General features: G+C 66.2%; 27 protein-coding genes. 16 read left to right on the forward strand and 11 right to left on the reverse strand.

The features are described from left to right. The first annotated feature begins 27 nt into the window (after positions 1-27). From ACFWB0_RS03180 to ACFWB0_RS03220, 9 genes are all read left to right on the forward strand, one after another. On the forward strand, positions 28-1,002 hold the full coding sequence (locus ACFWB0_RS03180) for a Zn-ribbon domain-containing OB-fold protein (RefSeq protein WP_378488978.1): 975 nt from the start codon (positions 28-30) through the stop codon (positions 1,000-1,002). 13 nt (positions 1,003-1,015) lie between these two features. After that, positions 1,016-2,077 carry a thiolase domain-containing protein gene (locus ACFWB0_RS03185; RefSeq protein WP_378488979.1) on the forward strand — a complete coding sequence of 354 codons (1,062 nt, stop codon included), beginning with the start codon at positions 1,016-1,018 and terminating at the stop codon, positions 2,075-2,077. After that, complete coding sequence (locus tag ACFWB0_RS03190; RefSeq protein WP_378488980.1) at positions 2,077-3,252, forward strand: thiolase domain-containing protein; 1,176 nt, start codon at positions 2,077-2,079, stop codon at positions 3,250-3,252. Before ACFWB0_RS03185 ends, ACFWB0_RS03190 begins: the two co-directional genes overlap by 1 nt. A gap of 12 nt (positions 3,253-3,264) precedes the next feature. Then, on the forward strand, positions 3,265-4,197 hold the full coding sequence (locus ACFWB0_RS03195; RefSeq protein WP_378489117.1) for a TIGR03619 family F420-dependent LLM class oxidoreductase: 933 nt from the start codon (positions 3,265-3,267) through the stop codon (positions 4,195-4,197). Beyond that, positions 4,194-4,607, forward strand: coding sequence for a nuclear transport factor 2 family protein (locus tag ACFWB0_RS03200; protein WP_378488981.1), 414 nt, complete (start codon positions 4,194-4,196; stop codon positions 4,605-4,607). Before ACFWB0_RS03195 ends, ACFWB0_RS03200 begins: the two co-directional genes overlap by 4 nt. A 9-nt stretch (positions 4,608-4,616) precedes the next feature. Further along, entirely contained in the window at positions 4,617-5,189 is a 573-nt protein-coding gene (locus tag ACFWB0_RS03205; protein WP_378488982.1) for an NTP transferase domain-containing protein, read from the forward strand. Between the two features lie 77 nt (positions 5,190-5,266). Continuing rightward, positions 5,267-5,866: a TetR/AcrR family transcriptional regulator gene (locus ACFWB0_RS03210; protein WP_378488983.1), complete on the forward strand. Its 600-nt coding sequence runs from the start codon at positions 5,267-5,269 to the stop codon at positions 5,864-5,866. Next, positions 5,863-6,549 (forward strand): hypothetical protein, encoded by a 687-nt coding sequence (locus ACFWB0_RS03215; RefSeq protein ID WP_378488984.1) that lies wholly within the window; start codon positions 5,863-5,865, stop codon positions 6,547-6,549. The genes ACFWB0_RS03210 and ACFWB0_RS03215 overlap by 4 nt, the downstream gene beginning before the upstream one ends. A 53-nt stretch (positions 6,550-6,602) precedes the next feature. Continuing rightward, positions 6,603-7,547: a DUF1254 domain-containing protein gene (locus tag ACFWB0_RS03220; protein WP_378488985.1), complete on the forward strand. Its 945-nt coding sequence runs from the start codon at positions 6,603-6,605 to the stop codon at positions 7,545-7,547. 93 nt (positions 7,548-7,640) lie between these two features. On the opposite strand, the gene ACFWB0_RS03225 is transcribed toward ACFWB0_RS03220, so the two are convergent. Beyond that, a complete protein-coding gene (locus tag ACFWB0_RS03225) occupies positions 7,641-8,894 on the reverse strand; it encodes a cytochrome P450 (RefSeq protein WP_378488986.1) in 1,254 nt (417 codons plus the stop codon). Between the two features lie 202 nt (positions 8,895-9,096). On the opposite strand from ACFWB0_RS03225, the gene ACFWB0_RS03230 reads away from it, so the two are divergent. The 3 genes from ACFWB0_RS03230 (at position 9,097) to ACFWB0_RS03240 (ending at position 11,475) form a co-directional block, all read left to right on the forward strand. Continuing rightward, entirely contained in the window at positions 9,097-10,260 is a 1,164-nt protein-coding gene (locus ACFWB0_RS03230) for a steroid 3-ketoacyl-CoA thiolase (protein WP_378488987.1), read from the forward strand. A gap of 2 nt (positions 10,261-10,262) precedes the next feature. Further along, entirely contained in the window at positions 10,263-10,736 is a 474-nt protein-coding gene (locus tag ACFWB0_RS03235) for a nitroreductase family deazaflavin-dependent oxidoreductase (RefSeq protein ID WP_378488988.1), read from the forward strand. A 79-nt stretch (positions 10,737-10,815) separates the two neighbouring features. Then, on the forward strand, positions 10,816-11,475 hold the full coding sequence (locus ACFWB0_RS03240; RefSeq protein WP_378488989.1) for a GNAT family N-acetyltransferase: 660 nt from the start codon (positions 10,816-10,818) through the stop codon (positions 11,473-11,475). Positions 11,476-11,540: 65 nt separating this feature from the next. On the opposite strand, the gene ACFWB0_RS03245 is transcribed toward ACFWB0_RS03240, so the two are convergent. The 3 genes from ACFWB0_RS03245 to ACFWB0_RS03255 all read right to left on the reverse strand — a co-directional run bounded on the left by ACFWB0_RS03245 (position 11,541) and on the right by ACFWB0_RS03255 (position 14,017). Continuing rightward, positions 11,541-12,455, reverse strand: coding sequence for an SDR family oxidoreductase (locus ACFWB0_RS03245; RefSeq protein ID WP_378488990.1), 915 nt, complete (start codon positions 12,453-12,455; stop codon positions 11,541-11,543). Next, on the reverse strand, positions 12,452-13,228 hold the full coding sequence (locus ACFWB0_RS03250) for an SDR family oxidoreductase (protein WP_378488991.1): 777 nt from the start codon (positions 13,226-13,228) through the stop codon (positions 12,452-12,454). The genes ACFWB0_RS03245 and ACFWB0_RS03250 overlap by 4 nt, the downstream gene beginning before the upstream one ends. A gap of 174 nt (positions 13,229-13,402) precedes the next feature. Further along, positions 13,403-14,017, reverse strand: coding sequence for a TetR family transcriptional regulator (locus tag ACFWB0_RS03255; protein WP_378488992.1), 615 nt, complete (start codon positions 14,015-14,017; stop codon positions 13,403-13,405). A 308-nt stretch (positions 14,018-14,325) separates the two neighbouring features. Between ACFWB0_RS03255 and ACFWB0_RS03260 the strand changes: the two genes are divergently transcribed. Next, positions 14,326-14,778, forward strand: a complete 453-nt coding sequence (locus ACFWB0_RS03260) for a flavin reductase family protein (protein ID WP_378489118.1) — start codon at positions 14,326-14,328, stop codon at positions 14,776-14,778. 49 nt (positions 14,779-14,827) lie between these two features. On the opposite strand, the gene ACFWB0_RS03265 is transcribed toward ACFWB0_RS03260, so the two are convergent. The 6 genes from ACFWB0_RS03265 to ACFWB0_RS03290 all read right to left on the reverse strand — a co-directional run bounded on the left by ACFWB0_RS03265 (position 14,828) and on the right by ACFWB0_RS03290 (position 21,676). After that, positions 14,828-16,294, reverse strand: a complete 1,467-nt coding sequence (locus ACFWB0_RS03265; protein ID WP_378488993.1) for an FAD-dependent oxidoreductase — start codon at positions 16,292-16,294, stop codon at positions 14,828-14,830. A 38-nt stretch (positions 16,295-16,332) separates the two neighbouring features. Further along, a complete protein-coding gene (hsaA, locus tag ACFWB0_RS03270; protein ID WP_378488994.1) occupies positions 16,333-17,502 on the reverse strand; it encodes a 3-hydroxy-9,10-secoandrosta-1,3,5(10)-triene-9,17-dione monooxygenase oxygenase subunit in 1,170 nt (389 codons plus the stop codon). A gap of 97 nt (positions 17,503-17,599) precedes the next feature. Continuing rightward, positions 17,600-18,529: a biphenyl-2,3-diol 1,2-dioxygenase gene (gene bphC / locus ACFWB0_RS03275; protein ID WP_378488995.1), complete on the reverse strand. Its 930-nt coding sequence runs from the start codon at positions 18,527-18,529 to the stop codon at positions 17,600-17,602. Positions 18,530-18,567: 38 nt separating this feature from the next. Next, positions 18,568-19,746, reverse strand: a complete 1,179-nt coding sequence (locus ACFWB0_RS03280; RefSeq protein ID WP_378488996.1) for an acyl-CoA dehydrogenase family protein — start codon at positions 19,744-19,746, stop codon at positions 18,568-18,570. A gap of 159 nt (positions 19,747-19,905) precedes the next feature. Next, positions 19,906-20,772 (reverse strand): alpha/beta fold hydrolase, encoded by an 867-nt coding sequence (locus tag ACFWB0_RS03285; RefSeq protein WP_378488997.1) that lies wholly within the window; start codon positions 20,770-20,772, stop codon positions 19,906-19,908. Positions 20,773-20,848: 76 nt separating this feature from the next. Then, entirely contained in the window at positions 20,849-21,676 is an 828-nt protein-coding gene (locus ACFWB0_RS03290; RefSeq protein WP_378489119.1) for an IclR family transcriptional regulator, read from the reverse strand. A gap of 410 nt (positions 21,677-22,086) precedes the next feature. Here ACFWB0_RS03290 and ACFWB0_RS03295 point away from each other — a divergent pair, with 410 nt between their 5' ends. The 3 genes from ACFWB0_RS03295 (at position 22,087) to ACFWB0_RS03305 (ending at position 25,342) form a co-directional block, all read left to right on the forward strand. Next, positions 22,087-22,998 carry an LLM class F420-dependent oxidoreductase gene (locus ACFWB0_RS03295; RefSeq protein ID WP_378488998.1) on the forward strand — a complete coding sequence of 304 codons (912 nt, stop codon included), beginning with the start codon at positions 22,087-22,089 and terminating at the stop codon, positions 22,996-22,998. Further along, positions 22,995-24,140, forward strand: a complete 1,146-nt coding sequence (locus tag ACFWB0_RS03300) for a 12-oxophytodienoate reductase (protein ID WP_378488999.1) — start codon at positions 22,995-22,997, stop codon at positions 24,138-24,140. Before ACFWB0_RS03295 ends, ACFWB0_RS03300 begins: the two co-directional genes overlap by 4 nt. A gap of 152 nt (positions 24,141-24,292) precedes the next feature. Continuing rightward, positions 24,293-25,342, forward strand: a complete 1,050-nt coding sequence (locus ACFWB0_RS03305) for a 2Fe-2S iron-sulfur cluster-binding protein (protein ID WP_378489000.1) — start codon at positions 24,293-24,295, stop codon at positions 25,340-25,342. Positions 25,343-25,412: 70 nt separating this feature from the next. Here ACFWB0_RS03305 and ACFWB0_RS03310 read toward each other — a convergent pair whose 3' ends face one another. Then, positions 25,413-26,216: an SDR family NAD(P)-dependent oxidoreductase gene (locus ACFWB0_RS03310; protein ID WP_378489001.1), complete on the reverse strand. Its 804-nt coding sequence runs from the start codon at positions 26,214-26,216 to the stop codon at positions 25,413-25,415.

The following is a 26,216-nucleotide window of genomic DNA, read 5'->3' on the forward strand; positions in this document are numbered from 1 at the left end:
ACATTAGAACCTGTTCTACTCGAAGATGTGAGCCTGGGAAAGAGCGCGGTCGCCGAACCGCCACTGAGAGCCCCGTTGAATCTTCAGTTCGACTACACCCGATCCACCGGGCCGACCGTCGGCGCTTTCGTCACCGGATTGCGTGACGGGCGGATCGTCGGCGCCCGCGGATCGGACGGCCGAGTTCTCGTCCCTCCCCCCGAATACGACGCGATCACTCACGAGCCGCTCGTCGATTTCGTCGAGGTCGGGCAGACCGGCACCGTGGTGAGCTGGACGTGGAACCCCGAGCCGCTGTCGGGCCAGCCGTTCGACCGCCCCTTCGCGTGGGCGCTGATCCGGCTCGACGGCGCCGACTCCTCCCTCCTGCACGCTGTCGACGTCTCCTCTCCCGACGACATCGAGACCGGTCTGCGGGTTCGGGTCCGATGGGCCGACGAGCGGGTGGGCGGCATCCACGACATCGTGGCGTTCGAACCCGGCGAGGCCGGCGCAGCACCTGCTGCCGTGGCTGACACCGAACCGGTCGCGATCATCACCACCCCCCTCGATCTGCACTACACGCACACAGCGTCTCCCGAGGAGTCGTGGTATCTGCGCGGACTGAAGGAAGGCAAGCTTGTCGGCGGGCGGACCGGACCGGGCGGCAAGGTGTACATCCCGCCGCGCGGCGCGAGCCCCACCGACGGCGTTCCGACGAAGGAGCACGTCGAGTTGCCCGACAAGGGCATCGTCACAACATTCTGTATCGTCAACGTTCCGTTCATGGGCCAGCAGATCAAGCCTCCGTACGTCGCGGCGTACGTGCTGCTCGACGGCGCCGACATCCCGTTCCTTCACCTGATCCTCGAGTGCGATGCCTCGGAAGTGCGCATGGGTATGCGCGTCGAGGCCAAGTGGCGACCGCGGGAGGAATGGGACTACACCCTCAAGAACATCGAATACTTCCGTCCCACCGGCGAACCCGACGCCGACTTCGACACCTTCAAACACCACCTCTAGGAGCCGCGAAATCATGACAGACATTGCAGTCGTCGGCTTCGCGCACGCTCCACACGTCCGCGAAACACACGGCACCACCAACGGTGTCGAAATGCTCGTGCCCTGCTTCCAAGACCTCTACGGGAAGCTCGGAATCACCAAGTCCGACATCGGTTTCTGGTGTTCCGGATCATCCGACTACCTCGCCGGCCGCGCTTTCTCCTTCATCTCGGCCATCGACGCGATCGGTGCAGTTCCCCCGATCAACGAGTCGCACGTCGAGATGGACGCGGCGTGGGCGCTCTACGAAGCCTGGGTCAAGCTCATCACCGGCGAGGTCGACACCGCTCTCGTGTACGGATTCGGCAAGTCGTCGGCAGGTACGCTGCGGCGCACCCTGTCGGCGCAGCTCGATCCGTATCTCGTCGCACCGCTCGGACTCGACGCCGTATCGCTCGCCGGTCTGCAGGCGCGGATCGGACTCGACTCCGGTAAGTGGACCGCCGAACAGATGGCCGAGGTCGCCGTGCAGGCCCGCGCCGCGGCGAAGAGCAGGCCCGACGCACAACTCAGCGGCGACGTCACCGTCGAAGAGCTGCTCGCGCAGCCGTACGTCGCCGATCCGCTGCGCACCCACGACTGCGCACCGGTCACCGACGGCGCCGCCGCGATCGTCCTCGCATCCGGCGACCGCGCCCGGGAACTGTGCGAGAACCCCGCCTGGATCACCGGGATCGAGCATCGCATCGACTCCCCGAATTTCGGCGCCGCCGACCTGACGACCGCGCCGTCCGCACGTGCTGCAGCGCAGGCCGTCACCCGTGGTGACACCGCCTTCGACATCGCCGAACTCCACGCGCCCTTCACTCACCAGGAGTTGATCCTGCGTGAAGAGCTCGGATTGAACGGAAACACCGCGATCAATCCGTCGGGTGGACCTCTGACCGGGAACCCGATGTTCTCCGGCGGTCTCGAACGCATCGGTTTCGCCGCCCAGGCGATCATGGACGGGAAGGCCGGCCGTGCCCTCGCCCACGCGACGGGCGGCGCTGTGCTGCAACAGAATCTGGTAGCCGTTCTGGAGGGACGAAACTGATGACGAAGCAACCTGCGGCGGTCCTCGGAACGGGGCAGACCCACTACGTCGCAAAGCGGCACGACGTCTCGATGTCAGGACTCGTCCGCGAAGCAATCGACCGTGCGATGGCCGACGCCCATGTGGGTTGGGACGACATCGACGCCGTCGTGATCGGAAAGGCCCCCGACCTGTTCGAGGGCGCAATGATGCCCGAACTGGCGATGGCCGACGCGATCGGCGCCACCGGCAAGCCCCTGCTGCGCGTCCACACCGCCGGATCCGTCGGCGGTTCCACCGCCAATGTGGCCACGAGCCTCGTCCAGGCCGGCGTCCACCGTCGTGTGCTCGCCGTTGCGTGGGAGAAGCAGTCCGAATCCAACGCGATGTGGGCGCTGTCCACACCGGTGCCGTTCACGATGCCGGTCGGCGCGGGTGCCGGTGGGTACTTCGCGCCCCATGTCCGCTCGTACATCCGTCGCTCCGGCGCGCCCGAACACGTCGGCTCGATGGTCGCTGTGAAGGATCGCCTCAACGGCGCGAAGAACCCGTACGCCCACCTCAAGCAATCCGACATCACCCTCGAGAAGGTGCAGGCGTCGCAGATGCTGTGGGACCCCATCCGCTACGACGAGACGTGCCCGTCGTCCGACGGGGCGTGCGCAGTGGTCCTCGGCGACGCCGACAGCGCTGCCGCGGCCGAAGCTGCCGGGCGCACCGTCGCATGGATTCACGCCACCGCGATGCGCACCGAACCGACCACCTATGCGGGTCGCGACCAGGTCAACCCCGAGGCCGGTCGCATCGCGGCCGCGGCGTTGTGGAAGCAGGCAGGGATCACCGATCCGCTCACCGAAATCGACTGCGCCGAGATTTATGTCCCGTTCTCCTGGTTCGAGCCGATGTGGCTCGAAAACCTCGGGTTCGCCCCGGAAGGAGGCGGCTGGAAGCTGACGGAGGCAGGCGAAACCGCGATCGGCGGCCAGCTTCCCGTCAACATGTCGGGGGGTGTGCTGTCGTCGAACCCGATCGGCGCGTCGGGCATGATCCGCTTCGCCGAAGCAGCGATCCAGGTGATGGGCAAAGCCGGCGACCACCAGGTGGAGGGTGCACGCAAGGCTCTCGGCCACGCGTATGGCGGCGGGTCGCAGTATTTCTCGATGTGGGTGGTCGGGTCCGACAAGCCGTCGAATTAGGGGTCTCTCATGGTGAAGTTCACCGTCGGCGTCGCAATGACGCCACTCGATCAGCTCGCGGGGATCGCCAAGACCGCTGAGGAATCCGGGTTCTCGTCGATCGCCCTACCGGATTCGCTGTTCTACATGGAGAAGCAGACCGTCGACTACCCGTATACCCCGGACGGGTCGCGGATGTGGACAGCCGAGACACCCTGGGTGGACCCGTTGATCGCCGCAGCTGCGATGGGGGCAGCTACGTCGACCATCGAGTTCTACACCCAGGTGCTCAAGCTCGGCTCCCGCAATCCGGTGTTGCTCGCCCGCCAGGTCGGTTCGGTCGCGAATCTCACGAACAACCGATTCGGTCTGGGCGTCGGGATCGGCTGGGCACCGGAAGAATTCGAATGGTGCGGCGTGCCCTACGCGCGGCGCGGCAAGCGGGTCGACGAGATGATCGACGTGCTGAAGCTGATCCTCGGCGGTGGAATGGTCGAGCACCACGGTGAGTTCTACGATTTCGATCGTCTCCAGATGAGTCCCGCACCCAGCAAACCGGTTCCGCTGTATGTCGGTGGCCACACCGACGTGGCACTGCGCCGCGCGGCGCGGGCCGGCGACGGCTGGACCTCGGCGATGATCAAGTTCGACGATCTCGTCCAGGTGATCGACCGCCTGCGGACGCTACGCACCGAATACGGCCGCAACGACAATTCTTTCGAAATCCAGACGGTGTGCATCGACAAGTTCGGCTCGTCCGGTTACGCCGCGCTCGCCGATGCGGGTGTCACCGACATCATCGTGGTGCCGTGGATCTTCGACGGCCACGGATTCGACTCGTCCCTCGAAGCGAAGCAGGAATCGCTCCGGAAGTTCGCCGAGAAGTTCATCAGCGCAGACAAGTTCAGCAGCGCAGACAAGTTCAGCAGCGCAGACAAGTTCATCCAGGGGAAGGGCACGGCATGAGCGAGGAACATCCCGCACGTATTGCGGCACGCGCGTCGCAGACGGCTGCGAGCTCGAGACGTAAGGATGAATGGCTTTCACTGTTCGCCGAGGACGGATGCGTGGAGGATCCGGTGGGTCCGTCGGGGTTCGATCCGGAGGGCAAGGGCCATCACGGGCGTGAGGCGATCGCAGCGTTCTACGACATGACGATCGCGAACACCGAGAGTCTCGAGTTCCTCGTCGACGACGTCCTGGTGTGCGGCAACGAGTGCGTCAACGTCGGCACCATTCGCACCACGCTGGCCGGCAACATCATCGACGCCGAGGGTGTGTTCGTGTACCGGGTGAACGACGAAGGCAAAATCGCGTCGCTGCGCGCGTTCTGGGAAGTCGATCGAGCAATGAAGACGGTGCGTCCGGCCCAGTAGAGTCGGCGCATGACTGTCACCGGGATCGTTCTCGCTGCCGGGGACGGCTCACGTTTGGGTGGCCGGGCGAAAGCCCTGCTCCCCCACCGGGGCCGTCCCCTGCTGCATTCCGTCGTCGACGCTCTCCAGCGAGGCGGGTGCGACGAGACGATCGTGGTCGTCGGCGCGTACACCGACGACGTGGCGGCCGTGTGCCCGCCCGGCACAACCCTGGTGCGCAATCCTCGCTGGGAAGAGGGCATGTCGACGTCGCTGCAGTGCGGGGTCGATGCCGCGACCGACGCCGACGTGATCGCGCTGACGGTCGTGGACTTCCCCGGCATCAACTCCGAGCTCGTACGTGCGGTCCTGTCGGCGCACGAACCGGGAACCGTGACATTGCCGATGTTCGGCGAGCGTCCCGGTCATCCCGTCGTGTTCGACCTGGCCGACGCGATAGCAGCGGCGCAGCAGGCACGTGGCGACGAGGGCGCGCGATCGTTCCTCTCCCGCCATCGCAACCGGGTCCGGCGGTTGGACTGCGCAGGTCTCGCAGATCCCGGCGACATCGACACCGTCGACGACCTGCACCGGTTGGACTGACTTCGTCTCCTCCCGATCGGATCACACACAGAAATAATTGATTGACTTACTAGTCAATCAATTATTACCCTGGGTTCATGGCCCGCACCGTCGACCCCGAACTCCAAGCGCAACGCCGCAACGCGATCACCGACGCGGCCGCCGCACTCTTTGCCGAACACGGCTACGAAACAACCCCTGTCACCGCAATCGCGAAGGGTGCCGGTGTCAGCTCCGGCACGGTCTTCCACTACTTCGGCGACAAACGCGGCGTCTTCCGGGCGATCTTCGAGCGCGACCTGCCCGAATCCCGAGCGATGGTCGAACGCTATCGCGACGCCCCGGATCCGCTGGAGGCGATTCTCGACATGGTCGCCGAGCTAGTCGGCCCCGCCTCCGACCCACTGGCCGCAGGCCTCGTGGTCGAGGTGATCCGGCAGGTGGGGCACGACCCGCAACTCGCGACTGTCCTCGAAGAAGAGGACGCCCTCGTGAACGAGGGACTGATACAGCTTCTTCGTCGGGCCCACGACCGGGTCGACCCCACGCTCGATCCCGTCGCCACCGCCACCTGGATCCGCGCGATCACCGACTCGGCATTCCTCTACGCCGGCAATCCGGCCGCCACAGCACCCGTAGACACCATGCGGACGGTCATCCGCCGCTACCTCACCGGACACCGAGGAGAGAAATCATGACGATGATGCGTGACGATGCAACGAAGATCTCGGTCTCCTGGACGATCCCCGCCGTCGTGGCGGTGGCGTGCATCCTGGTCGGTATCGGGCTCGGCTTCGCCGCTCCCCCGTTCTGCCGCTGGGCGGTCGACACCCTGCCGTCGGTCCCAGGACCGGTCGAACTCCTCGCGGAGCTCACCACCGCGTGGTCGTTGCCGATCCTGACGATTCTCGGGATCGTGGGGGGCGTCGTCCTCGCCATGATCAGCCTCGGCGAATCCCTCACGGTCACCGTCGATTCCGACGGCGTGCTCCTCGAGCAGGACGACGACGAACTATATGTTCCGCGAACAAAAGTCGCCGGTGTCCACCTCGACGACAAAGACCTCGTCCTCTCCGACACCACCGGACGCGAACTCGCCCGGCGCGACACCGGCGATCTCGACAAGGACGCCATCGGACGCGCGTTCACCGAACACGGATACCCGTGGACACAGAAGTCACTTCACGGTGGCGACTTCTCTCGGTGGGTCGACGGTGACCCCGCCCTCGACGACGAAACGCACGGACTTCTGCGCGAGCGGCGCCATGCGCTCTCCCGCAAGGAGACGAACACTGCCGAGGAACTGTGCAACAGGCTGCAGACTCGCGGTGTCGTAGTGCGCGACCGCGACAAGCGTCAGGAATACCGTCTGGTGCAATAACGAGGCCGCGCGAAACGAACCGCAGCACCACAACGGTCGATTACGCTGCCGCAATGACACGAGTTCGGGTGAACGTCGACAATTTCGTCCGCGCAGAGACCGATCGGATGTTTGCCGATCTCCAGCACGACGCCGGAGGGATCAATACCCTCCTGCACAATCGAGAGCCCGCTGCAGTCGAACACCAAACCGTGATTCGGATGAACCGCGACACCCTCTACAGTTTCGCGATCGTCGACGTCTCGGGCGGGGCGGTCGTCACCGTTCCCGAATCCGGAGAGCGCTACGTGTCGGTGATGGTGGTCGACCAGGATCACTACGTCGACCGAATCTTCCACGACCCGGGTGAGCACCGACTCGCGACCGGCGATTTCCCGACAGCATATGTCGCTGTCGCAATCAGAATTCTCGTCGACCCTGCCGATTCCGACGATGTACGCGCAGTCGCTGCACTGCAGGATCAGTTCCGCATCGACGCAGGATCGTCGACTCCGTTCACTTCACCGGATTACGACCGAAACAGCATGGACGAGACGCGCGACGCGCTGCTCGCGTTGGCTCGGAATCTCACCGACTTCGACCACACGTTCGGCACCAGAGATACCGTCGACGAAGTCCGGCACCTGATCGGTACTGCAGCAGGCTGGGGTGGGCTCCCGACCGAGGAGGCCGCGTACATCGGCGTCGATCCTCGACTTCCGGTCGGCGAGTACGAACTGACCGTGCGCGATGTGCCCGTCGACGGATTCTGGTCGATTTCGGTGTACAACGCAGACGGGTTCTTCGAGCCGAACGAACACCACGCGTACAGCGTCAACAACATCACCGGTGTCACCGACGACGACGGTTCGATCACGGTCCGTTTCGGTGGGGATCCGCAGCAGGACAACGCAATTCCCATTACCGACGGCTGGAACTACCTTGTGCGCCTGTACCGTCCACGTGCGGAGATACGCGACGGTCACTGGACGTTTCCCGCCATCACCACGCCGACCTGACCAATGCCGGGAACACGAGCCCTGAACACACATGTCAGTGAACACACACGACCCCCGCTCCAGAAGGAGCGGGGGTCCATGTGACCGTTCGTATCAGTGCTCGACCGGGCAACCACCGGACGTCTTGTAGTCGACCTGGAACTCCTTGATGCCGTTGAGCCACCCCGACCGCAGTCGATGCGGGTCGGAGATCTTGCTGATATCCGGAATGTGGTCGGCGATCGCATTGAAGATCAGATCGATCTCCATGCGAGCGAGGTTCGCACCGAGGCAGTAGTGCGCTCCTGTACCGCCGAATGCAAGGTGCGGGTTCGGGTCCCGGAGAATATCGAACTCCCGCGGGTTCTCGAAGACCTCTTCGTCGTTGTTGGCCGACGCGTACAGCATCACGACGCGGTCGCCCTTCTTGATCGCCTGACCGCCGAGTTCGGTGTCTTCGAGCGCAGTGCGCTGGAACGAGATGACCGGAGTAGCCCAGCGGATGATCTCGTCCGCAGCGGTCTTCGGGCGATCACGCTTGAAGATCTCCCACTGCTCGGGGTTGTCGAGGAACGCCGCCATGCCGTGCGAAATGGCGTTGCGGGTGGTCTCGTTACCCGCGACCGCGAGCACGATGAAGAAGAAACCGAATTCCTCCGGTGCGAGCTCGTCGCCGTCGATGTCCGCTTCGATGAGGGCGGTGACGATGTCGTCGGCCGGGTTCGCCTTGCGCTCGGCGGCCATCTGGTACGCGTATCCGAGGACCTCCATCGAGGCCGCTGCCGGGTCTGCAGTGTTGTCGGGATCGTCGTACCCGGTCATCTGATTGGACCACTCGAAGATCTTCGCGCGATCGTCCTGCGGCACCCCGATGAGATCGGCGATGGCCTGCAGCGGCAGCTCGGCCGCAATCTGGGTGACGAAGTCGCCCCCGCCTTCCTGGCAGGCTTCGGCAACGATCTTCTTTGCCCGCGAGTCTAATTCGTCGCGCAGGCCGTTGATCGCGCGGGGCGTGAAGCCACGCGCGACCAGCTTGCGCAACTTGGTGTGCTCGGGAGCGTCCTTGTTCAGCAGGACGTGACGCTGAAGTTCGATGGCCTCGCGCGGCATGTCGTCGTTGAACCGCGGAATCGCGGTGTTCTCCCAGTTGGAGAACACATCGCTCCGGCGGGAGACCTCGCGCACTTCCTCGTGGCGGGACACGACCCAGAAGCCCTCGTCGTGGAAGCCGCTGACATCCGGCGACTTCTTGTTCCACCAGACCGGTGCCGTCTTACGCAGTTCGGCGAATTCTTCGAACGGCATACGCTCCGCGAAAAGATCGGGATCTGTGAAGTCGATGCCTTCGGGGATGTTGGGCTGTGCCACCACTGAACCTCTCCTGCCCTTGCACGGTAACCCGCGCTGTAATGTGGAACACGTTCTAGAATCATTGAAGCACAGCACACGCGACTCGCCAAGGAAACCATGCTTCCGAACAACGAGACCGCCTCTTGCACCACTCGATAACCTGTTCTATTTTCCGAGATAGGAACGCTGCCCCGCGAGGGCACACAGAAAGGAGCCCGCTGTGGGCACACCCGTCATCGTCGAGGCCGCACGCACCCCGATCGGCAAGCGCGGTGGATGGCTCTCGGGCCTCCACGCCACCGAGATCCTCGGCGCAGCACAGAGCGGACTGATCGAACGGGCCGGAATCGATCCGGCACTCGTCGAACAGGTCATCGGCGGCTGCGTCACCCAGGCAGGCGCCCAGTCGAACAACATCACCCGCACCGCCTGGCTGCACGCCGGACTCCCCTGGCAGGTCGGTGCCACCACGATCGACTGCCAGTGCGGCTCCGCGCAGCAGGCGAACCATCTGATCGCGGGCCTCATCGCGACCGGCGCCATCGACGCCGGAATCGCATGCGGTGTCGAAGCAATGACGCAGGTGCCGCTCGGCGCCAACGTCGGCGATCAGGCCGGACCGCGCCGGCCCGAGTCGTGGAACATCGACATGCCGAACCAGTTCGAGGCCGCCGAACGCATCGCCCGCCGCCGCGGCATCACCCGCGACGACGTCGACGCCCTCGGCGTGCGCTCCCAGCAGCTCGCGAAGCAGGCGTGGGACGAAGCCCGCTTCGAACGTGAGGTCCTGCAGGTCGTCGCGCCCGTGGTCGACAAGGAAGGCAACCACACCGGCGAGAAGCAGACCGTCACCCGCGATCAGGGTCTGCGCGACACCTCACTCGAGTCCATCGGCAAGCTGAAGCCTGTGCTCGACGGCGGCATCCACACCGCGGGCACCTCGTCGCAGATCTCCGACGGCGCAGCCGCGGTGCTGATCATGGACGAGGACAAGGCGAAGGCCCTCGGGCTGAAGCCGCGCGCACGCATCGTCTCGCAGGCGCTCGTCGGCGCTGAGCCCGAGTTCCACCTCGACGGACCGGTGCAGGCGACGTCGAAGGTGCTCGAGAAGTCCGGCATGAGCATCGGCGACCTCGACCTGTTCGAGGTCAACGAGGCGTTCGCATCGGTGCTGCTGTCGTGGGCGCAGGTCCACGGACCCGACATGGACAAGGTCAACGTCAACGGCGGCGCGATCGCGCTGGGTCACCCGGTGGGGTCGACGGGGTCGCGGCTGATCACGACGGCGCTGCACGAACTCGAGCGGCGCGACGCCTCGACGGCGCTGATCACCATGTGCGCGGGCGGCGCGCTCGCCACCGGCACCATCATCGAACGCATCTGATCATGGGCAGCGAGGCGGCCCCGAAGGGGCTCGATTCGAAGGCGACGTCGTCGATCATCAAGTGGATGTCGCGCGGGAACGTGGCGCTGTATCGGGCAACCGGTGGCCGTCTCGGTGGAAAGTGGCGGGTGGGCAGCGCATTTCCGTGGGGAATCCCGGTCTGCCTGGTCACCACCACGGGCCGGAAGACCGGACAGCCGCGGACCGCTCCGCTGCTGTTCCTGGAGGACGACGACAAGGTGCTGTTGGTCGCATCCCAGGGCGGTCTGCCGAAGCACCCTCTGTGGTTCCACAACATCGTGGCGAATCCCGAGGTGACGGTCCAGATCCGATCGGACATACGTCAACTGAAGGCGCGCGTCGCCACCGAGGCGGAACGCGCACTGTACTGGCCGAAACTCACGGCAATGTATCCGGATTTCGACAACTATCAGTCGTGGACCGATCGCGTCATCCCCGTGGTCGTCTGCGAGTGACGTCACCTTCCCGCGTAGCGCCGCGAACGGCGATACTGGGAAGCGCATTGTCCATGCTCTCGAGAGGGGATGTCACGCGATGGCAACCACGAATCACGACCAGGTCCTCGATCGCCGCGAGGTCGCGGCCGCACTGCTGCGCGCACTCGAACGCCGTCACGAGGTGCTCGACGCGATCGTCGAGAGCAATGATCGGGCCGCCGCCATCGCCGCGATCGGGTCGATCCTCGACACCACCGATTTCTGCGCGGAGGCCGTACTCGCGCTTCCGCTGGGTCGTCTGACGAAGGCGGAGCGCAAGAAGATCCGCGCCGAACTGGACGATCTCGATGCAGTCGTGAAGTGGACGACGGATTCGCGACCGTACGCGACCGGCGAGCATTTCCGGTTGCGTCCGATCAGCGAGGATTCCGCCGACACCGAACTGTTCAAGGCACGCTGCGCCGAACAACTCGGCGACGGCAGCGACGAGGCGGTGGAGAGGGAACGTCGCAAGGGCGCTGCACTGATGGACGACGAGTCGGGAATGTGGCTCGTCGCGGAAGACCTGTCCGGCGAGGAGCCGAAGAAGATCGGTTTCGCGTTCGGTGAGCTCAGCGGCAACGAGGTGGAAGTGCGGATCTGGGTTCGGCCCGAGGCCCGCAAGCAGGGCTACGGCACCGCCACGCTCAAGCAGGCCCGTACCGAACTTGCGGCCTACTTCCCCGGTTCGACGCTGATCATCCGCACACCCGCATAAGCGCAGCGAAGCGGCCGATGCGCGCTTCTGGTCGCCGGGGGCAACCAGAAGCGCGCATCACGGGTCTATGCGCCGTAGACCGGGGTCGGGGGCTCCGACGAGGAGATCAACTTCTCGACGACCGGCCCGAGCTCCTTGGGATCCCACCGGTTGCCCTTGTCGACGACCTCGCCGTGGCGCCAGCCGTCGGCCAGCGACACCTTGCCACCTTCGGTTTCGAACACGCGGCCGGTGACATCCTTCGATTCACTGCTGCCCAGCCACACGACGAGCGGGGAGACGTTCTCGGGTGCCATCGCATCGAATCCTTCTTCGGGCGCGGCCATCATCTCGGCCATCGCTCCGCCTGCGCCGACGGTCATCCGGGTCCGGGCGGAGGGTGCGATCGCGTTGACGGTGACGCCGTAGCGACCGAACTCGGCGGCAGCCTGGATCGTCAGTGTCGCGATACCCGCCTTGGCGGCTGCGTAGTTGCCCTGGCCGATGCTGCCCATCAGGCCTGCCCCGGAGCTGGTGTTGATGATGCGGGCGTCGACCGGATTACCGGCCTTCGACTCGGCACGCCAGTAGGTCATCGCGTGCCGCATCGGCGCGAAGTGGCCCTTGAGGTGCACGCGGGTCACCGAGTCCCACTCTTCTTCGCTCATGTTCGCGAGCATGCGGTCGCGCAGGAAGCCTGCGTTGTTGACGAGCACGTCGAGGCGACCGAAGTTGTCGAGCGCGGTCTTGACGAGGTTCTCGGCGCCGGCCCAGTCGGCGACGTCGTCACCGTTGACGACGGCTTCGCCACCGGCCGCACGGATTTCCTCGACGACGAGTTCGCCCGGGGATTCACCGGTCGCGGAGCCGTCTCCGCCGACACCGATGTCGTTGACGACGACCTTGGCGCCCTCGGCGGCGAAGGCCAGAGCGTGGGCACGACCGAGCCCACGCCCGGCACCCGTCACTATGACGACGCGTCCGTCCAGCAATCCACTCACATTGTCTCCTTCGTTCGGGCCGCTGCCATGTAGGCAGGGCGTTCACCGCCGCCGTGGACGGTCAATGTCGATCCGCTGACGTACGCCGACAGCGGCGAGGCCAGAAATGCCGCGCAGTTCCCGATGTCGTCGGGGCTGGCCAGACGGCCCAGCGGGACGGTCGCGCCGACGGCGGCGATTCCGTCGTCGTCGCCGTAGAACAGGTGCGACTGCTCGGTGTTCACCATGCCCACCACCACCGAGTTGACGCGCACCTTCGGCGCCCATTCGACGGCGAGAGATGTTCCGAGACTGTCTATTCCGGCCTTCGCTGCACCGTATGCGGCGGTGCCGGGCGACGGGCGCGATCCGCTGACGCTCGAGATGTTGACGATCGATCCGCCGCCGTCCTGCGTCTGCATGACCGCGTTCGCGGCCTGCGCGACGAGCAGCGGCGCGAGCAGATTGAGCTCGACGATCTTCGCGTGGAACTTCGGGCTCGCATCGGCAGCAAGCGCATATGGCGACCCACCGGCATTGTTGACGAGCGCGTCGAGGTGTCCGTGTCGCTCGACGATGGCGGCCACCATGGCGTGGACCTGGTCGGCGTCGCGGACGTCGCACGCGAGGAACTCCGAGGCTCGGCCGTCCACCTCGACCGCTTTCTCCGGCTCGTTGCGCGCGCAGGTCACCACTGTGGCGCCCGCACGAAGGAACGTTCTCGTGATGCCCGCGCCGACTCCTCTCACACCGCCGGTGACGAGTACGACTGCGCCGTCGAGTCCGAGATCCATCCTGCCTCCGGGTCTTCTCCATGGCCCCGGCTGTGGGCCGACCCCAACTTACCAAGCAATCGCTTGGTTTGGTACCGCGGGCCGGGAAAACCCACCACGGCTAGCGGCCGTGTGGCACATCGCAATTATTTCTGGAACACGTCGTAGTTCGCGGCGTCGGATACTACCGTTGGCTCAGGACGAGCGCGGGCTCAGTTCGACGAGCAGCAGATCGCAGCTACGCCGGATGTCCGTCTCCGCCTCGGCGGCGGTCGAGCGGCCGTTGAGGTACGAGATGATCACCCCGTACCAGAGCATCGACAGCAACCGCAGCAGGTCCTTGTCCTGCTCGGTCGGTTCGGCGATGCCTGCAGTGCTCAGCAGAATCTTCTGGAACTGCGCTTCGATCTTGACCGTGTCGGGAACCGCGGATGCCACGGCTGCACTGTTGGACTGCAGCATGGCCAACGCGAGCGACGGATACTCGACGAGTCTGCGGGTCATCGCAATCAATGCGTCGCAGATCGCGTCCTGCACCGGCACGTCTCGGGTGCGGACGGGCGTGTATCCGCCGAACCGCTCGAGCCGATCCAGCATCACCCCTGCGAACAGGTGGGTCTTCGACGGGAAATATCGGTAGAGCGTGCCGATCGCGACACCGGCGCGCTTCGCGACCTCGGTCATCTGCACCCGCGGCAGGTCGTACTCGGTCGCGAGATGAGCCGCCGCGTCGAGAATGCGCTCGTGCCGGTCGCGCTGTTCGGCCGACGTGGGTTCGGCCCCGTCTCGCGCTACCCCAATTCTGGGCATCGAGCACTCTCCCTTCCGTGACGGAGTACAACGATTCTCCCATCGAGGTGGCGGCGACACTCACCACGCCCCACAACTCCCGCCCACCGAGATGAAACGCCGGCTGCGGCACCGACTCGGAAGAAATGGCCGAGAAGTCCGCTGAGCGAGAATTCGGCACGGTCGCGTACCGCGGCGTCCATACATTCATGGCACGCGAACGTCGCCGGATCGAGGCGACCCGAGATGAATCGGAGTTGAGGCGCATGTACACCCAGACACGGACGCAGGTCCTCGCACCAGAACCTGAGCTCCCCGGCGCCCTCGACATGCGCAATGCGATGGGCCGCTTCGCCACCGGAGTCACAATCGTCACCGGCCTCGACGAGGACGGACCGGTCGGCTTCGCCTGCCAGTCGTTCGCGTCGGTGTCACTCGAACCGCCACTGATCCTGTTCTGCGCCGATCACCGGGGTCGTGCTTGGCCGCGGATCCGCCCGACAGGACGCTTCGCCATCAATGTGCTGGGTGAAGAGCAGTCCGACCTGTGCGGGCGCTTCGGTTCGTCACGGGGCACGAAGTTCGACGGTCTCGACTGGGAGGTCTCGCGGTGGGACACCCCGTCGCTCCCGGGTGTCCTCATGCGTGCGCACTGCGAGGTCCACGACGTGCATACCGCCGGCGACCACGACGTCGTGATCGGCCGGGTCCTGGAACTCGAATGCCTCGACGACGACCGGCCCATGGTGTTCTACCGGGGTGCGTTCGGTCTCGACAACTGAGGACGGTGCGGGCCGTCCGACCGACGGCCCGCACCCGCTACGAAGTCCCCTACGAATTCGCGGCGTGGATGCCTGCGCGGCGACCGAAGAAGCTGCCGTCGCCGAGTGAGATCCCACTGCAGTAGCCGAACGCCGACAGCCCCGACGTGCACCGTCCCGCCGCGTACAGACCCGGGATCGGAGTGCCGTCGACGTGGAGGACCTCGGAATCGACCGTGGTCCGCAGCCCACCGAGAGTGAACCCGCCGGTGTTTCCGCGGAGGTCGATCGCCGCGACAGGCGAGCCGATCGGCGCGACCCATTCGGGCTTCTTGCCCAGCACCGGATCCGAACCTTCGGCCGCATGCCGGTTGTACGTCTCCACCGTCGAGGTGAGAGAACCTGCGGGCAGGCCCATTTCGCCTTCGAGTTCGTCGACCGTCTCGCACACCCACGTCGGCTGACGCTTGAGCTGAGGGCTCGAACTCGGCGCCGCCATCCCTTCCTCGTACGACTTCTGGTCGATGACGAGAAACGCCTGATTGTCGTTCTCGAACAGTGTGAGCTGGCCGATCCGGCCCGGGTAGGTGTCTTCCTGGACGTACCGCTGGCCGCGACCGTTGACCAGGATCCCGCGGGCCATCAACTGCGGGTCGCAGAAGAACGCGACCTCGCACGCATCCATGTGTGCGAGACCGGCTCCGAGTGCCTGTGCGACGAGGATTCCGCGACCGTCGTGTTCCTCGACCGTCGCGGCGGGCCGCTTGTACAGGCGCGGGGCGTAGGCCTGCATCATCTCGTCGTTGTATGCGAACGACCCGGTCGCGAGGACGACACCCTTACGGGCACGGACGGCGACCTGCTTGCCGAATCGGGTCGTCACGAGTCCCACGACCCTGCCGTCGGTGTCGGTGACGAGACGCTGCATCCGCACATCAGTTTCGATGCGGACGCCGAGTTCGCCGGCCTTCGCGATGAGCGTCGTCATCAGGACGTAGCCGGCGCCCTGCTCACCGTTGCGGGGCATCGGCACCTGCGCGAGATGTCCGCGCGGCGCGGGGTCCACGAGCGTCGAGAACGGAGCGGCGTTCTCGCCGCCGCTGTACATCAGCGAATCGTCGTTCGGGATCTCCCAGCCGGGCTGGTTCCAGAACCCTTCCTTGTAGGGCACGCCACACGCTTCGAGCCATTCGAAATGCGCGACACTTCCGTCGCAATAGGCGTCGAGTTTCTTGGCGTCGACGCCCGGCCCGAGGGCCGCAGCGAGGAAGGTCTTCATGTTCTCGGGGGTGTCGTCGATGCCGCACGCCTTCTGCAGGCGGGTGCCGCCGCCGAGGTAGACGATGCCGCCGGACAGCGCCGCGGCTCCTCCCCCGCCGCCGGTGCGTTCGAGCACGAGGACGTCGGCTCCGCTCTCGGCCGCCCCGATCGCCGCGGCGACACCGGCAATGCCGAATCCCGCGATGACGACGTCGGCTTCGTGGTCCCAGGATTCGATGCTGTCGGCCGGCACCGGCCGGACATCCGAGTTACTCAAGGAGACACTCTCTTTCGTTCGAGGGTAGTTCACTTCGGTCAGATCAGGTTGTCTTCGACCGGAAGCCCGAACGCGGCCCGACCGTACTGAGCCAGTGCACGTTCCGGCTCGTTGGCGACGTGCACGCTTCCCGCGTGCGCGTCTCGCCAGGCACGTTCGACGACATTCCCCAGAAACAGCGAGGAGCCGCCTGCCGTCTTGAACAACAGGTCGATCGCCTCGACGGCGCGTTCGGTTGCCCGCACCTGGTCGCGGCGGGCACGCGCGCGCAGCATCATCGGGATCTCCCGGCCGTCGACGGCGTGCTCCCACAGTTCGCGCAGGTTGCGGTTGGTCTGCAGGATCGCGGCGTCGATCTCCGATGCGGCGCGTCCCACCGACGTCTGCGCGAAGGGGTCGTCGACGAATCGTCCACCACCCAAGCTCAACCGGACGCGTTCGCGCATCGACGCGAGGTAGTGCTCGTAGCAGCCCTCGACCACCCCGACGACGGGCATGCTCACCGTCGTGCCGAACAATGCACCGAACGGGAGCCGGTACAGGGGCCCGGTGTTGACCTTCTGACCGGGCCCACGCAGGTTCGCGGTCTCGAAGTTGCTCTTGACCCGGTACTCCGGCACGAACGCCCGGTCGACGGTGATCTCGTTGCTGCACGTCCCGCGCATCCCGACCACGTTCCACACGTCACGGATCCCGTAGTCGGTGCGTGGCACGAGCACGGTCATGAAGTCGACGGGCCGGCCTTCCGGCCCGGTGACGACGGCACCGAGCAGCGCCCACGAGGCGTATTCGCAGCCCGAGGAGAACATCCAGGTACCGGACAGTTCATAACCGTCGTCCACCGGGGTGAGCTTCCCGACCGGTGCATACGCCGAACTCACGAGCACCGACGGATCGTCGCACCACACGTCGTGCTGAGCTCGATCGTCGAACAACGCGAGGTGCCACGGGTGCACGCCGAGCACCGAGGTGACCCACCCGGTCGAACCGCACACCGCGGACACTGCCCGCACCACCTCGTAGAACCCGACCGGGTCGGTCTCGTCGCCGCCGTAGCGACGCGGCTGCAGCATCCGGAACACCCCGGCCGACGCGAGAGCATCGACAACGACGTCCGGGACCCGCCGGGCCTCGTCGATGGTCGCTGCCCTGTCGGCGATGTCCGGAAGCAACGCGCGCACGGCGGTCAGTACGTCGTCGTTGCTCATCTCGAACTCCTGTCGGTGGAAACGGGCGATGCCACGCCGCGCAGCGGTCGTGGCATCGTCGTGCAGCGTGGTTCTTGCTCGGTCAGCTCTCGCTCGGTCAGCTCTTGCTCGGCTGCGGCGAGAACGCCGCGAGCGGTTCCGATTCGGACCAGTCGTGGCCCCAGTAGCTGTCGGCGGTGATCTCTTCTGCGGTGTAGAAGGTCTCGTCGACGAGCATCCCTTCGGTTCCGAACTCGAGGTCCCAGCCGCCCGGTGCGCGCACGTAGAACGACACCATCTTGTCGTTCGTGTGCCTGCCCAGCGTCGACGAGATCGAGAAGCCCAGGGTCCGGACACGATCGAGCGCCTGCCCGACAGCATCGAGGGTGTCGACCTCGAGCATCAGGTGCACGAGTCCCGGTGCGGCGCCGGGAGGTGCCGGGCACAGCGCCAGACTGTGGTGACGGCGGTTGACGCCGAGGAACCGCACCCGGCGCACCGGAGGCGGCGCCGAGAGCCCGCCGAGTCGGACGGCGCCACGCGGCAGGAATCCGAGGACCTCGGTGTAGAAGGCGTACTCCGCATCGAAGTTCGCGACGGGCAGCACGACGTGCCCGAGCCCTTCCTCACCGGTGTGGAAGCGGCCGCCGAACGGCGTCACGATCGGGCTGTGGTCGAGGACCGGCCCGAAGAACACCTCGACGCGGGTTCCGGCCGGGTCGTCGAACGCGATGACCTGTTCCGCGTCGCGGTACGTCGCCTCGGCTTCCGACAGGAGTTCCACCTGGATTCCGGCCTTCTCGACGGTCTCGCGGACGCGCTGCAATGCGAACTGGTCGCGCACCTCCCAGCCGACTGCGAGTGCCTTGTCGGTGTCGCCGGGGAGCACGATCAAGCGAGCCCGACGTTCGTCGATCCGCAGGTAGAGGCCGTCGGACTCGGGTCCGTTACCGACCGCCATTCCGAGCCCGTCGACGACGAGCTCGCGCCACCGCGCGATGTCAGTGGTCTGGATCCTGAGATAGCCCAGGCCCCGGATATCCGTCATGTCCGAATATTCCTTCGCAGTTGTGTGTTGGGGAAGTTCTAGATCATTCCGCGCATGGCACCCTGGGGCTCGCCGCCGAGCTGTGTGAGGGTCGACGCGTGGAAGATCGAGCCGGGCACGTGGATCGCGTGGCTGAGGCCTGCGTGTGCATCGCGCCAGAAACGCTGCAACGGGTTGCTCAGCTGGAGGGCGCCGCCACCTGCGCGGGAGAAGATCTCGTCGACGGCGCGCACCGCGCGCCACGCGGCGGCCGTCTGGGTCCGGCGACCGATCGCCCGCTGCTCGAAGGTGACCTCCTGGCCCTTATCGGTCATGTCCCAGAAACGGTCGACGGTCTCGAGCAGTGCCGCACGCGACGCGGCGATCTCCGCCGCTGCGTCGCCGAGTGCCGACAGCACATAGGGGTCCTGCTTGATCGCGGTACCGGAGATCGTCACACGCTCACGCTGGGTCTCGATGTAGGAGTCGAGCGCGCCCTGGGCGATGCCCACCAGCGATGAGGTGATGCCGAGGGGGAAGATGCACGAGAACGGGAACTTGTAGAGCGTCTCGTCCCGTCCGGCGTCCTTCCATGCGACACCACCCATGACGCGCGCAGCCGACAGGGTGCGGTACTCGGGCAGGAAGGCGTCCTTGACGATGAGGTCTTTCGAGCCCGTGCCGCGCAGGCCGACGACGTTCCAGCTGTCCTGGTCGATCTCGTAATCCGACCGCGGAAGAAGCACGTGCAGGGCCTGCGGCGGGTTCAGGCGGTTGCCGTCCTTGTCTCCGATGGCCGCGCCGATCATGACCCACTGGCAGTGATCGGTGCCCGACGAGAACGACCAGCGGCCGTTGAGGATGTACCCGCCGTCGACGGGAGTGGCGACACCCATCGGCGCGTAGGGAGACGCGATCCAGGTGTCGGGGTCCTCGCCCCAGACCTCCTGCTGCGCCTTGGGATCGAAGAAGGCCATCTCCCACGGGTGCACACCGACGATGCCGCTGACCCAGCCGGTCGCCCCGTCCATCGCGCCGAGCGCCATGGCGGTTTCGGCGAACTCACGCGGGTGCACTTCGAGTCCGCCGAACTCCTTGGGCTGCAGCATCCGGATGACGCCGGCGTCCTTGAGTCGCTTGGCACTGCGGTCGGTCAGGCGCATGAGCTGGTCGCCTTCTGCACCGTCGGCACGGATCTCGTCGGCGAACGGCGAGATGGAGTCGAGAACCTGTCCCATTTTCTCTCCAGCTTTCTGATGTGGCGCCCGGAGGCTGACCGGGCGAGGTGTGTTCAGGCCGCTTACCGTCTCGACCTTCCGATGGCCTCTACGGTGGAGGATTCACGACCACAGTGCGCAAACTTTCCGCTCAGCGGGAACTCCGCGGAGCGCTGCGGATCAGGCGTCGTTCCGCTTCAGGAATGCCAGGACGGTGGCCAGCCATGCTTCGCGGGCCTCGATCATCGTCCAGTGGCCGCAGTTCGGGAAGACGTGCAGTTCGCCGCGACGCAGTTCGCGCATCGGCAGCATCGCCATGTCGACCGGGCTGACGCGATCATCGCGACCCCAGGTGAGCAGGGTGGGGGCTTTGATCTTCCCGAGCTGCGCCCAGTACGGCGTCTCGTTCGAGGCAGCGGCGGCACGTGCACCCGCGGTGAATGCCTCGGTGCTGTACATGCGACGAGCGATCTCGAGGGTCTTCGGCTCGGTGGCCAGCGCCCAGCGTTCCTCGATCAGTTCCTCGGTGACGATCGCGGGATCGAACACCATCGAGCGCAGCCAGCGGACCAGCTTCTCGCGGGTCGGGTCGTCGGTGAACTCCATGAGCAGCCGGATGCCCTCGCCCGGGGCGGGGGCGAACACCGAGCGGCCTGCGCCACCGATGGTGACGAGTTTGCGCACCCGGTCGGGTTCGGCAATCGCGAACTGGGTTGCGACGATGCCACCCATCGAGTTGCCGATGATATCGACGTCGGGCAGATCGAGGCCGTCGAGGAAGTCCTTGACCGCGAACTTGGCCATTGCCATGGGATGGCCCTCGCACGGGTCGCTGACACCGAAGCCGGGGAACTCGAGCACGAGGCACCGGTAGTGCTCCGCGAAGTCGGCGAGGACGCCGCGGTAGTTGCGCCACCCCGTCACGCCCGGACCGGATCCGTGCAGCAACAGCAGGGGCGGTCCGTCGCCGGCCTCGTGGTAGCGGAGAACTCCGCGGTCGGTCGCGAGTTCGCGTGCGGTGCCTTCGAGCGTCAGTTCTGTCGTCATAGCACCGACATTCCCAGTGATGCCGTTCACAATGCGCCGAAGCTCCCGTTCATCGAGACGATTACTCCTGCGTCCACTACATCCACTGCCCCGATTGCGTCGCGACCAGGCGTTCCATCGCCTGCGGCGACCACGACTGCGTGGGCTCCGCCACTGCGCGGCGGCTGCGGCGCGGGGTGCCGAGTTCGGGATGCAGGATGCGGGAGATGTCGCGGGCGGCGTCGGCGACCAGCGGCGCGACACGCTCGAGGTGGCCGGGGCGGGCGGGCCCGCACAGGGAGATTCCCGCGACCGGGCCGCCCGGGCTGCGCACTGCTGCACCCACACATGCCATGCCGTTCATCGCTTCGCCGGTTTCGAAGGCCAGTCCGTGGCGCTGCCGGATACGGCCGAGTTCCTGATGGAGGGTGGCGAGGTCGGGGATCGTTCGTTCGGTACGGCGCATGAGGTGCGTGCCGTAGAACGCGTCGACCTGCTCGGGCTCGAGGCCTGCGAGGATCGCTTTGCCGCACGCGGTGATGTAGGCGGGGACGCGGCCGCCAACGCGGGAGGTGAGGGTGGCGGCGAGCTGGCCACCGACCTTGTCGAGGTAGACGCAGTCACCCCGGTCGAGGGTGGCGAGGTGCGCGACCATGCCGGTCTGCAGGTGGAGTTCGTGGAGGAGTGGCGCCGCGGCCTCCCGGATGCGGCTCTGACCGCTGTCGTGTGCGCCGAGCGACTTGGCGCGGCGGCCGAGGCAGTAGCCGAACGAGGCGTGGTCGACCCATTCGAGTCGGACCATCTGGTCGAGGATGCGGTGGACGGTGGATCGGGGCAGGCCGGTGCGGCACGCCACTTCTTCGAGGGTGAGGCGCGAACCTGCGCCGTCGAACGCGTCGAGGATCAGTGTCATGCGCTCGACCATCGACGCCGGAAGTTCACGCTTGGATTCCGGTGTGTTCTGCGCGATCGTGTTCTGCCCGGTCGTGCTCTGTACTGAAACGGCCTGCATCTCTGCGGACTGGACCATCGTTTCTTCCTCTCCGAACCTTACTTCCACCTGGGCAAACAAGAGAAACTGAAATTCATTCTTGTGGCTCCGTGACCAGTATCACCGGCGCACGCCGATAACACAAGTACGACCGCCTCGCACTTCGCCGCCCACTCACCGAATCCGCTTCGAATCGGGGCGTCCGGCACGTCCCACTGAGCAGGAGATCGCGTGGCCCGCCCTCGACCGACGGGTAGAAAAGCCTGTAGGACAGAACAGCCGGTAGGACACTCGGTGTCCGCCCCGCGCTGCCGCGCCCATATCGGTATGAGGTGACCAATCGTATGCACATAGGGATCACGTCACCCGTGGTGATCGGCCACCCCGCGACCCTCGCCGAATGGGAACGCGACGCAGGCATCCTCGAACTCGCGCGTATCGCCGAGACCGCCGACGGCCTCGGATATCACCACCTCACCTGCAGCGAACACGTCGCCGTACCTACGGACGTCGCAGCCGAACGCGGCGGCGTCTACTGGGACCCCCTCGCGACGTTCGGCTACCTCGCCGCACGCACCTCTCGGATCCGGCTCAACACCCGGGTCCTCGTCCTCGGCTACCACCACCCCCTCGAGATCGCGAAACGCTACGGCACCCTCGACCTGGTGAGCGGCGGCCGGCTCGTCCTCGGACTGGGAGTCGGAAGCCTCGAGGAAGAGTTCGCGCTTCTGGGAGCGCCCTTCGCCGACCGCGGGGCACGCGCCGACGAAGCCCTCTCCGCCCTGCGCGCCTGCATGTCCACACCGACTCCCGAGTTCCACGGCACCTATTACGATTTCGCCGACGTCTACGTCCGGCCGCATGCGATCCAGCAGCACGTTCCGTTCTGGATCGGTGGGCGCACAGTCCGTTCGCTGCGACGCGCCACCACCCTCGGCGACGGCTGGCTGCCGTTCGGACTCACTCTGGAGCAGACCGAGGCCATGCTGGCGAAAGCAGACATTCCCCGCGGATTCGAGGTCGTGCTCGCCACCGGCCGAGCTCTCGATCCGCTCGGCTCACGGGAGCAGACCCTCCGCGCGCTCGACCGCCGCAGACAGGTCGGGGCCACGATCGTGAGCACGGCCATGACCGCCACCGGAGTCGAGCACTATTGCGACCAGTTGCACGCGCTGCATGATCTCGCACTCGAGATCGGCGCAACGTTCGACGCGCCCTCCCTGTCCGACATCGACGAAAGCACACCGCGCCCATGACCCGCACGCTCTCTCCCCTGTTCCGCCCCCTGTCGATCCGGGCACTCGAGCTGCCCAACCGCATCGTGATGTCGCCGATGACGCGCTCACGCTCCGCCGGCGGAGTACCCGGAGCCGACGTCGCCGAGTACTACCGGCGACGCGCTGCGGGCGGCACAGGGTTGATCGTCACCGAGGGCACCGCAATCGGGCATCCCACGGCGGTGGACAACCCGCGCGTCCCCCGCATGCACGGTGACGACGCGCTCGAAGGCTGGCAGCGCGTGGTCGACGCCGTCCACGCCGAGGGCGGCCGGATCATCCCGCAGCTGTGGCACGTCGGCCCGCTCTGGGGAGCGATGACCGCCGACGTCGATCCGGCACTCACCCCGATGCGGCCGTCCGGAGTGTGGGGCGAGGTCGGTCTGACCTCCTACTCCGACGAATACGTCGCGCGGGCATCGGAGCCGTGTCGCGCCATGACCGAGGAGGACATCGCCGACGTCATCGCCGCGTACGCCCAGGCCGCCCGCAACGCCCGGGAGGTCGGGTTCGACGGCATCGCCCTGCACGGCGGCCACGGCTACCTGCTCGACTCGTTCCTGTGGGATTCCACCAACCAGCGCGATGATCGGTGGGGCGGCGACCTCGAACGCCGTACCCGCTTCCCCGCCGCGGTGGTGGCGTCCATCCGGGCCGAGGTCGGCGAGGACGCCCCGATCTTCTTCCGTTTCTCGCAGCACAAGCAGCAGGACTACAACGCTCGGATCGCACAGAACCCCGAGGAACTGCGGACGATCCTCACCGCCTTGGCCGACGCAGGCGTCGACGTCTTCGATGCGAGCATCCGCCGCTTCGACGCAGCAGTCTTCGAGGGCAGCAATCTGTCGCTGGCCGGGTGGGCGAAGAAGCTGACCGGGGCGATGTCGATGGCGGTCGGCAGTGTCGGTATCGGCGCCAGCCTGCGCGAGAACCGCTCGGGCAGTGCCGCTTCCACCGTCGACAACATCCCCGAACTCGAGCGCCGGTTGTCCGACGACGAGTTCGACCTCATCGCCATCGGCCGCCTCCACCTCGCCGATCCTTCCCTCGCGACCACCCTGCGCGACGGATCGGCACTGCCGGAATTCGACCGGTCGGTGCACGAGGCCACCCTCACCTGATTCTCGGACCGCCGCGGTCTCTCGATACGGCTCTCCCCCTTACAGTCCCGACCGACGGGGCTGTCCCGGCCAACGGGAGATCGTGTCACCGACAGTGGCGAGCACATTAGCGTGAACGGCACACCCGTTCGTCCCGTATCGAAGGAAACCGCATGACATCCGTTCAGACGCCGGTGAGCACGCGCGCGGTGGCGGTCACCGTGGCCGCTGTCGTGCGGGAAACCGCCGACGCGTGTTCGCTGGTATTCGACATTCCCGCGGATGCGAAGGACAGGTTCTCGTACAAGCCGGGCCAGTTCCTGACCCTGCGCATCCCGAGTGAGCGGACGGGCTCGGTGGCGCGGTGCTACTCGCTCGCGAGCTCACCGCACAGCGACGAACAGCTCAAGGTCACCGTCAAACGTACCGTCGACGGATACGGATCGAACTGGCTGTGCGACAACGTCACCGCCGGGGACGAACTCGTGGTGCTGCCACCGGCCGGTGTGTTCACGCCGGGCAGCCTCGACGACAAGCTGCTGCTGTGCGCCGCGGGCAGCGGAATCACGCCGGTGATGTCCATCCTCAAGTCGGCACTCGCTGCGGGCAACCGCAACATCGTCGTGTTCTACGCCAACCGTGACGAGAACTCCGTCATCTTCGCGCAGGAGCTGCGCGACCTGGCGATGCGCTATCCCGGTGCCTTCACCGTCCTGCACTGGCTCGAAACCGTGCAGGGTCTGCCCGTCACCGGACAGCTCACGGCGCTGCTCTCGCCGTTCGCCGAGCATCACGCGTACATGTGCGGCCCGCAGCCGTTCATGGATGCCGTGCGTGAGGGGCTCGGGGCTGCCGGGGTGCCGTCGGACCGGATCCACGCCGAGGTGTTCACGTCACTGTCCGGCGACCCGTTCGCCGCGATCGACCCGGTGGAGATCTCGGACGACGAGGAAACCTCGTCCGTTCAGGTGAGCCTCGACGGTGACGACCACGAACTGTCCTGGCCGCGGTCCGCGACCCTCGTCGACGTCATGCTGTCCAAGGGACTCGACGTGCCGTACTCGTGCCGCGAGGGTGAATGCGGTTCGTGCGCATGCACGGTCGTGTCCGGCAAGGTCGACATGCCCGAATCCGCGATCCTCGACGACGAGGACGTCGCGAGCGGATATGTGCTCGCGTGCCAGGCGCGTCCGATCAGCGATCGCATCGAGATCGAGTTCTGATCGCACCGTCCACCGACGACAGAAAGGGCCGGCGAGGTGAACACCTCGCCGGCCCTTTCGCGATCCGGAACTAGCGGTTCAGCAGTGCCCGCATGGCCTTCGCGGCGCCCTGCACCATCTTGTCGCGCGGGAAGCCGCTGCGCTTGACCGCCGCGTCGTAGTTACCACCGGCGACCCACACCGGGCCGTCGGCCAGATGCTCGAGGCCCTCGCGGGCCACGTCCTCCGGCTCCGACACGAGCATGCCGGGGATGTCGAAGTTCAGGCCGGCACGCTCCATGGCGGGCGTGCGGGTGACGCCGAGAATCAGCTCGAGCACGTGCACGTTGTGCGGTTCGAGTTCGAGCCACAGGCTCTCCGCGAAGACCCGGCTGAATGCCTTCGACGCGGCGTAGATGCTCTGGTGTTCCGAGCCCATGTAGCCGGCGAGGGACCCGAGCAGCATGATTCCGCCGCGCCCCATCTCCTTCATCCGCGCCCCGAACAGGTGCGACAGTTCGATCTGACGATGCACGTTCAGTTCGATCACGCCGCGGAAGCCGTCGAGATCGCCGGTGACGAACTCGTGGCCGTAGCTGTTGGCTCCGGCGTTGAAGATGAACAGGCCGACCTCGAGGTCGGCGGTCGCCGACCGGATCGTCTCGACAGCGTCGGCCTCGAGCAGATCCAGCGAAAGCGTGCGCACCTCACCGCCGTGCACACGCACCTTCGCCGCGGTCTCTTCGAGGGGTTCCGGCTTGCGGGCGATGAGCAGCAGGTCGAATCCGGCGCGGGCGAGTTCGTCGGCGAAGGCCGCGCCGACGCCCTCGGAACCACCGGCGATCACCGCCCACTGTCCGTACCGGGCGCGGTCGATCGAAAGGGAGTCGGTCAT

The organism is Rhodococcus sp. NPDC060086, from assembly GCF_042730275.1.
Classification (GTDB): Bacteria; Actinomycetota; Actinomycetes; order Mycobacteriales; family Mycobacteriaceae; genus Rhodococcus.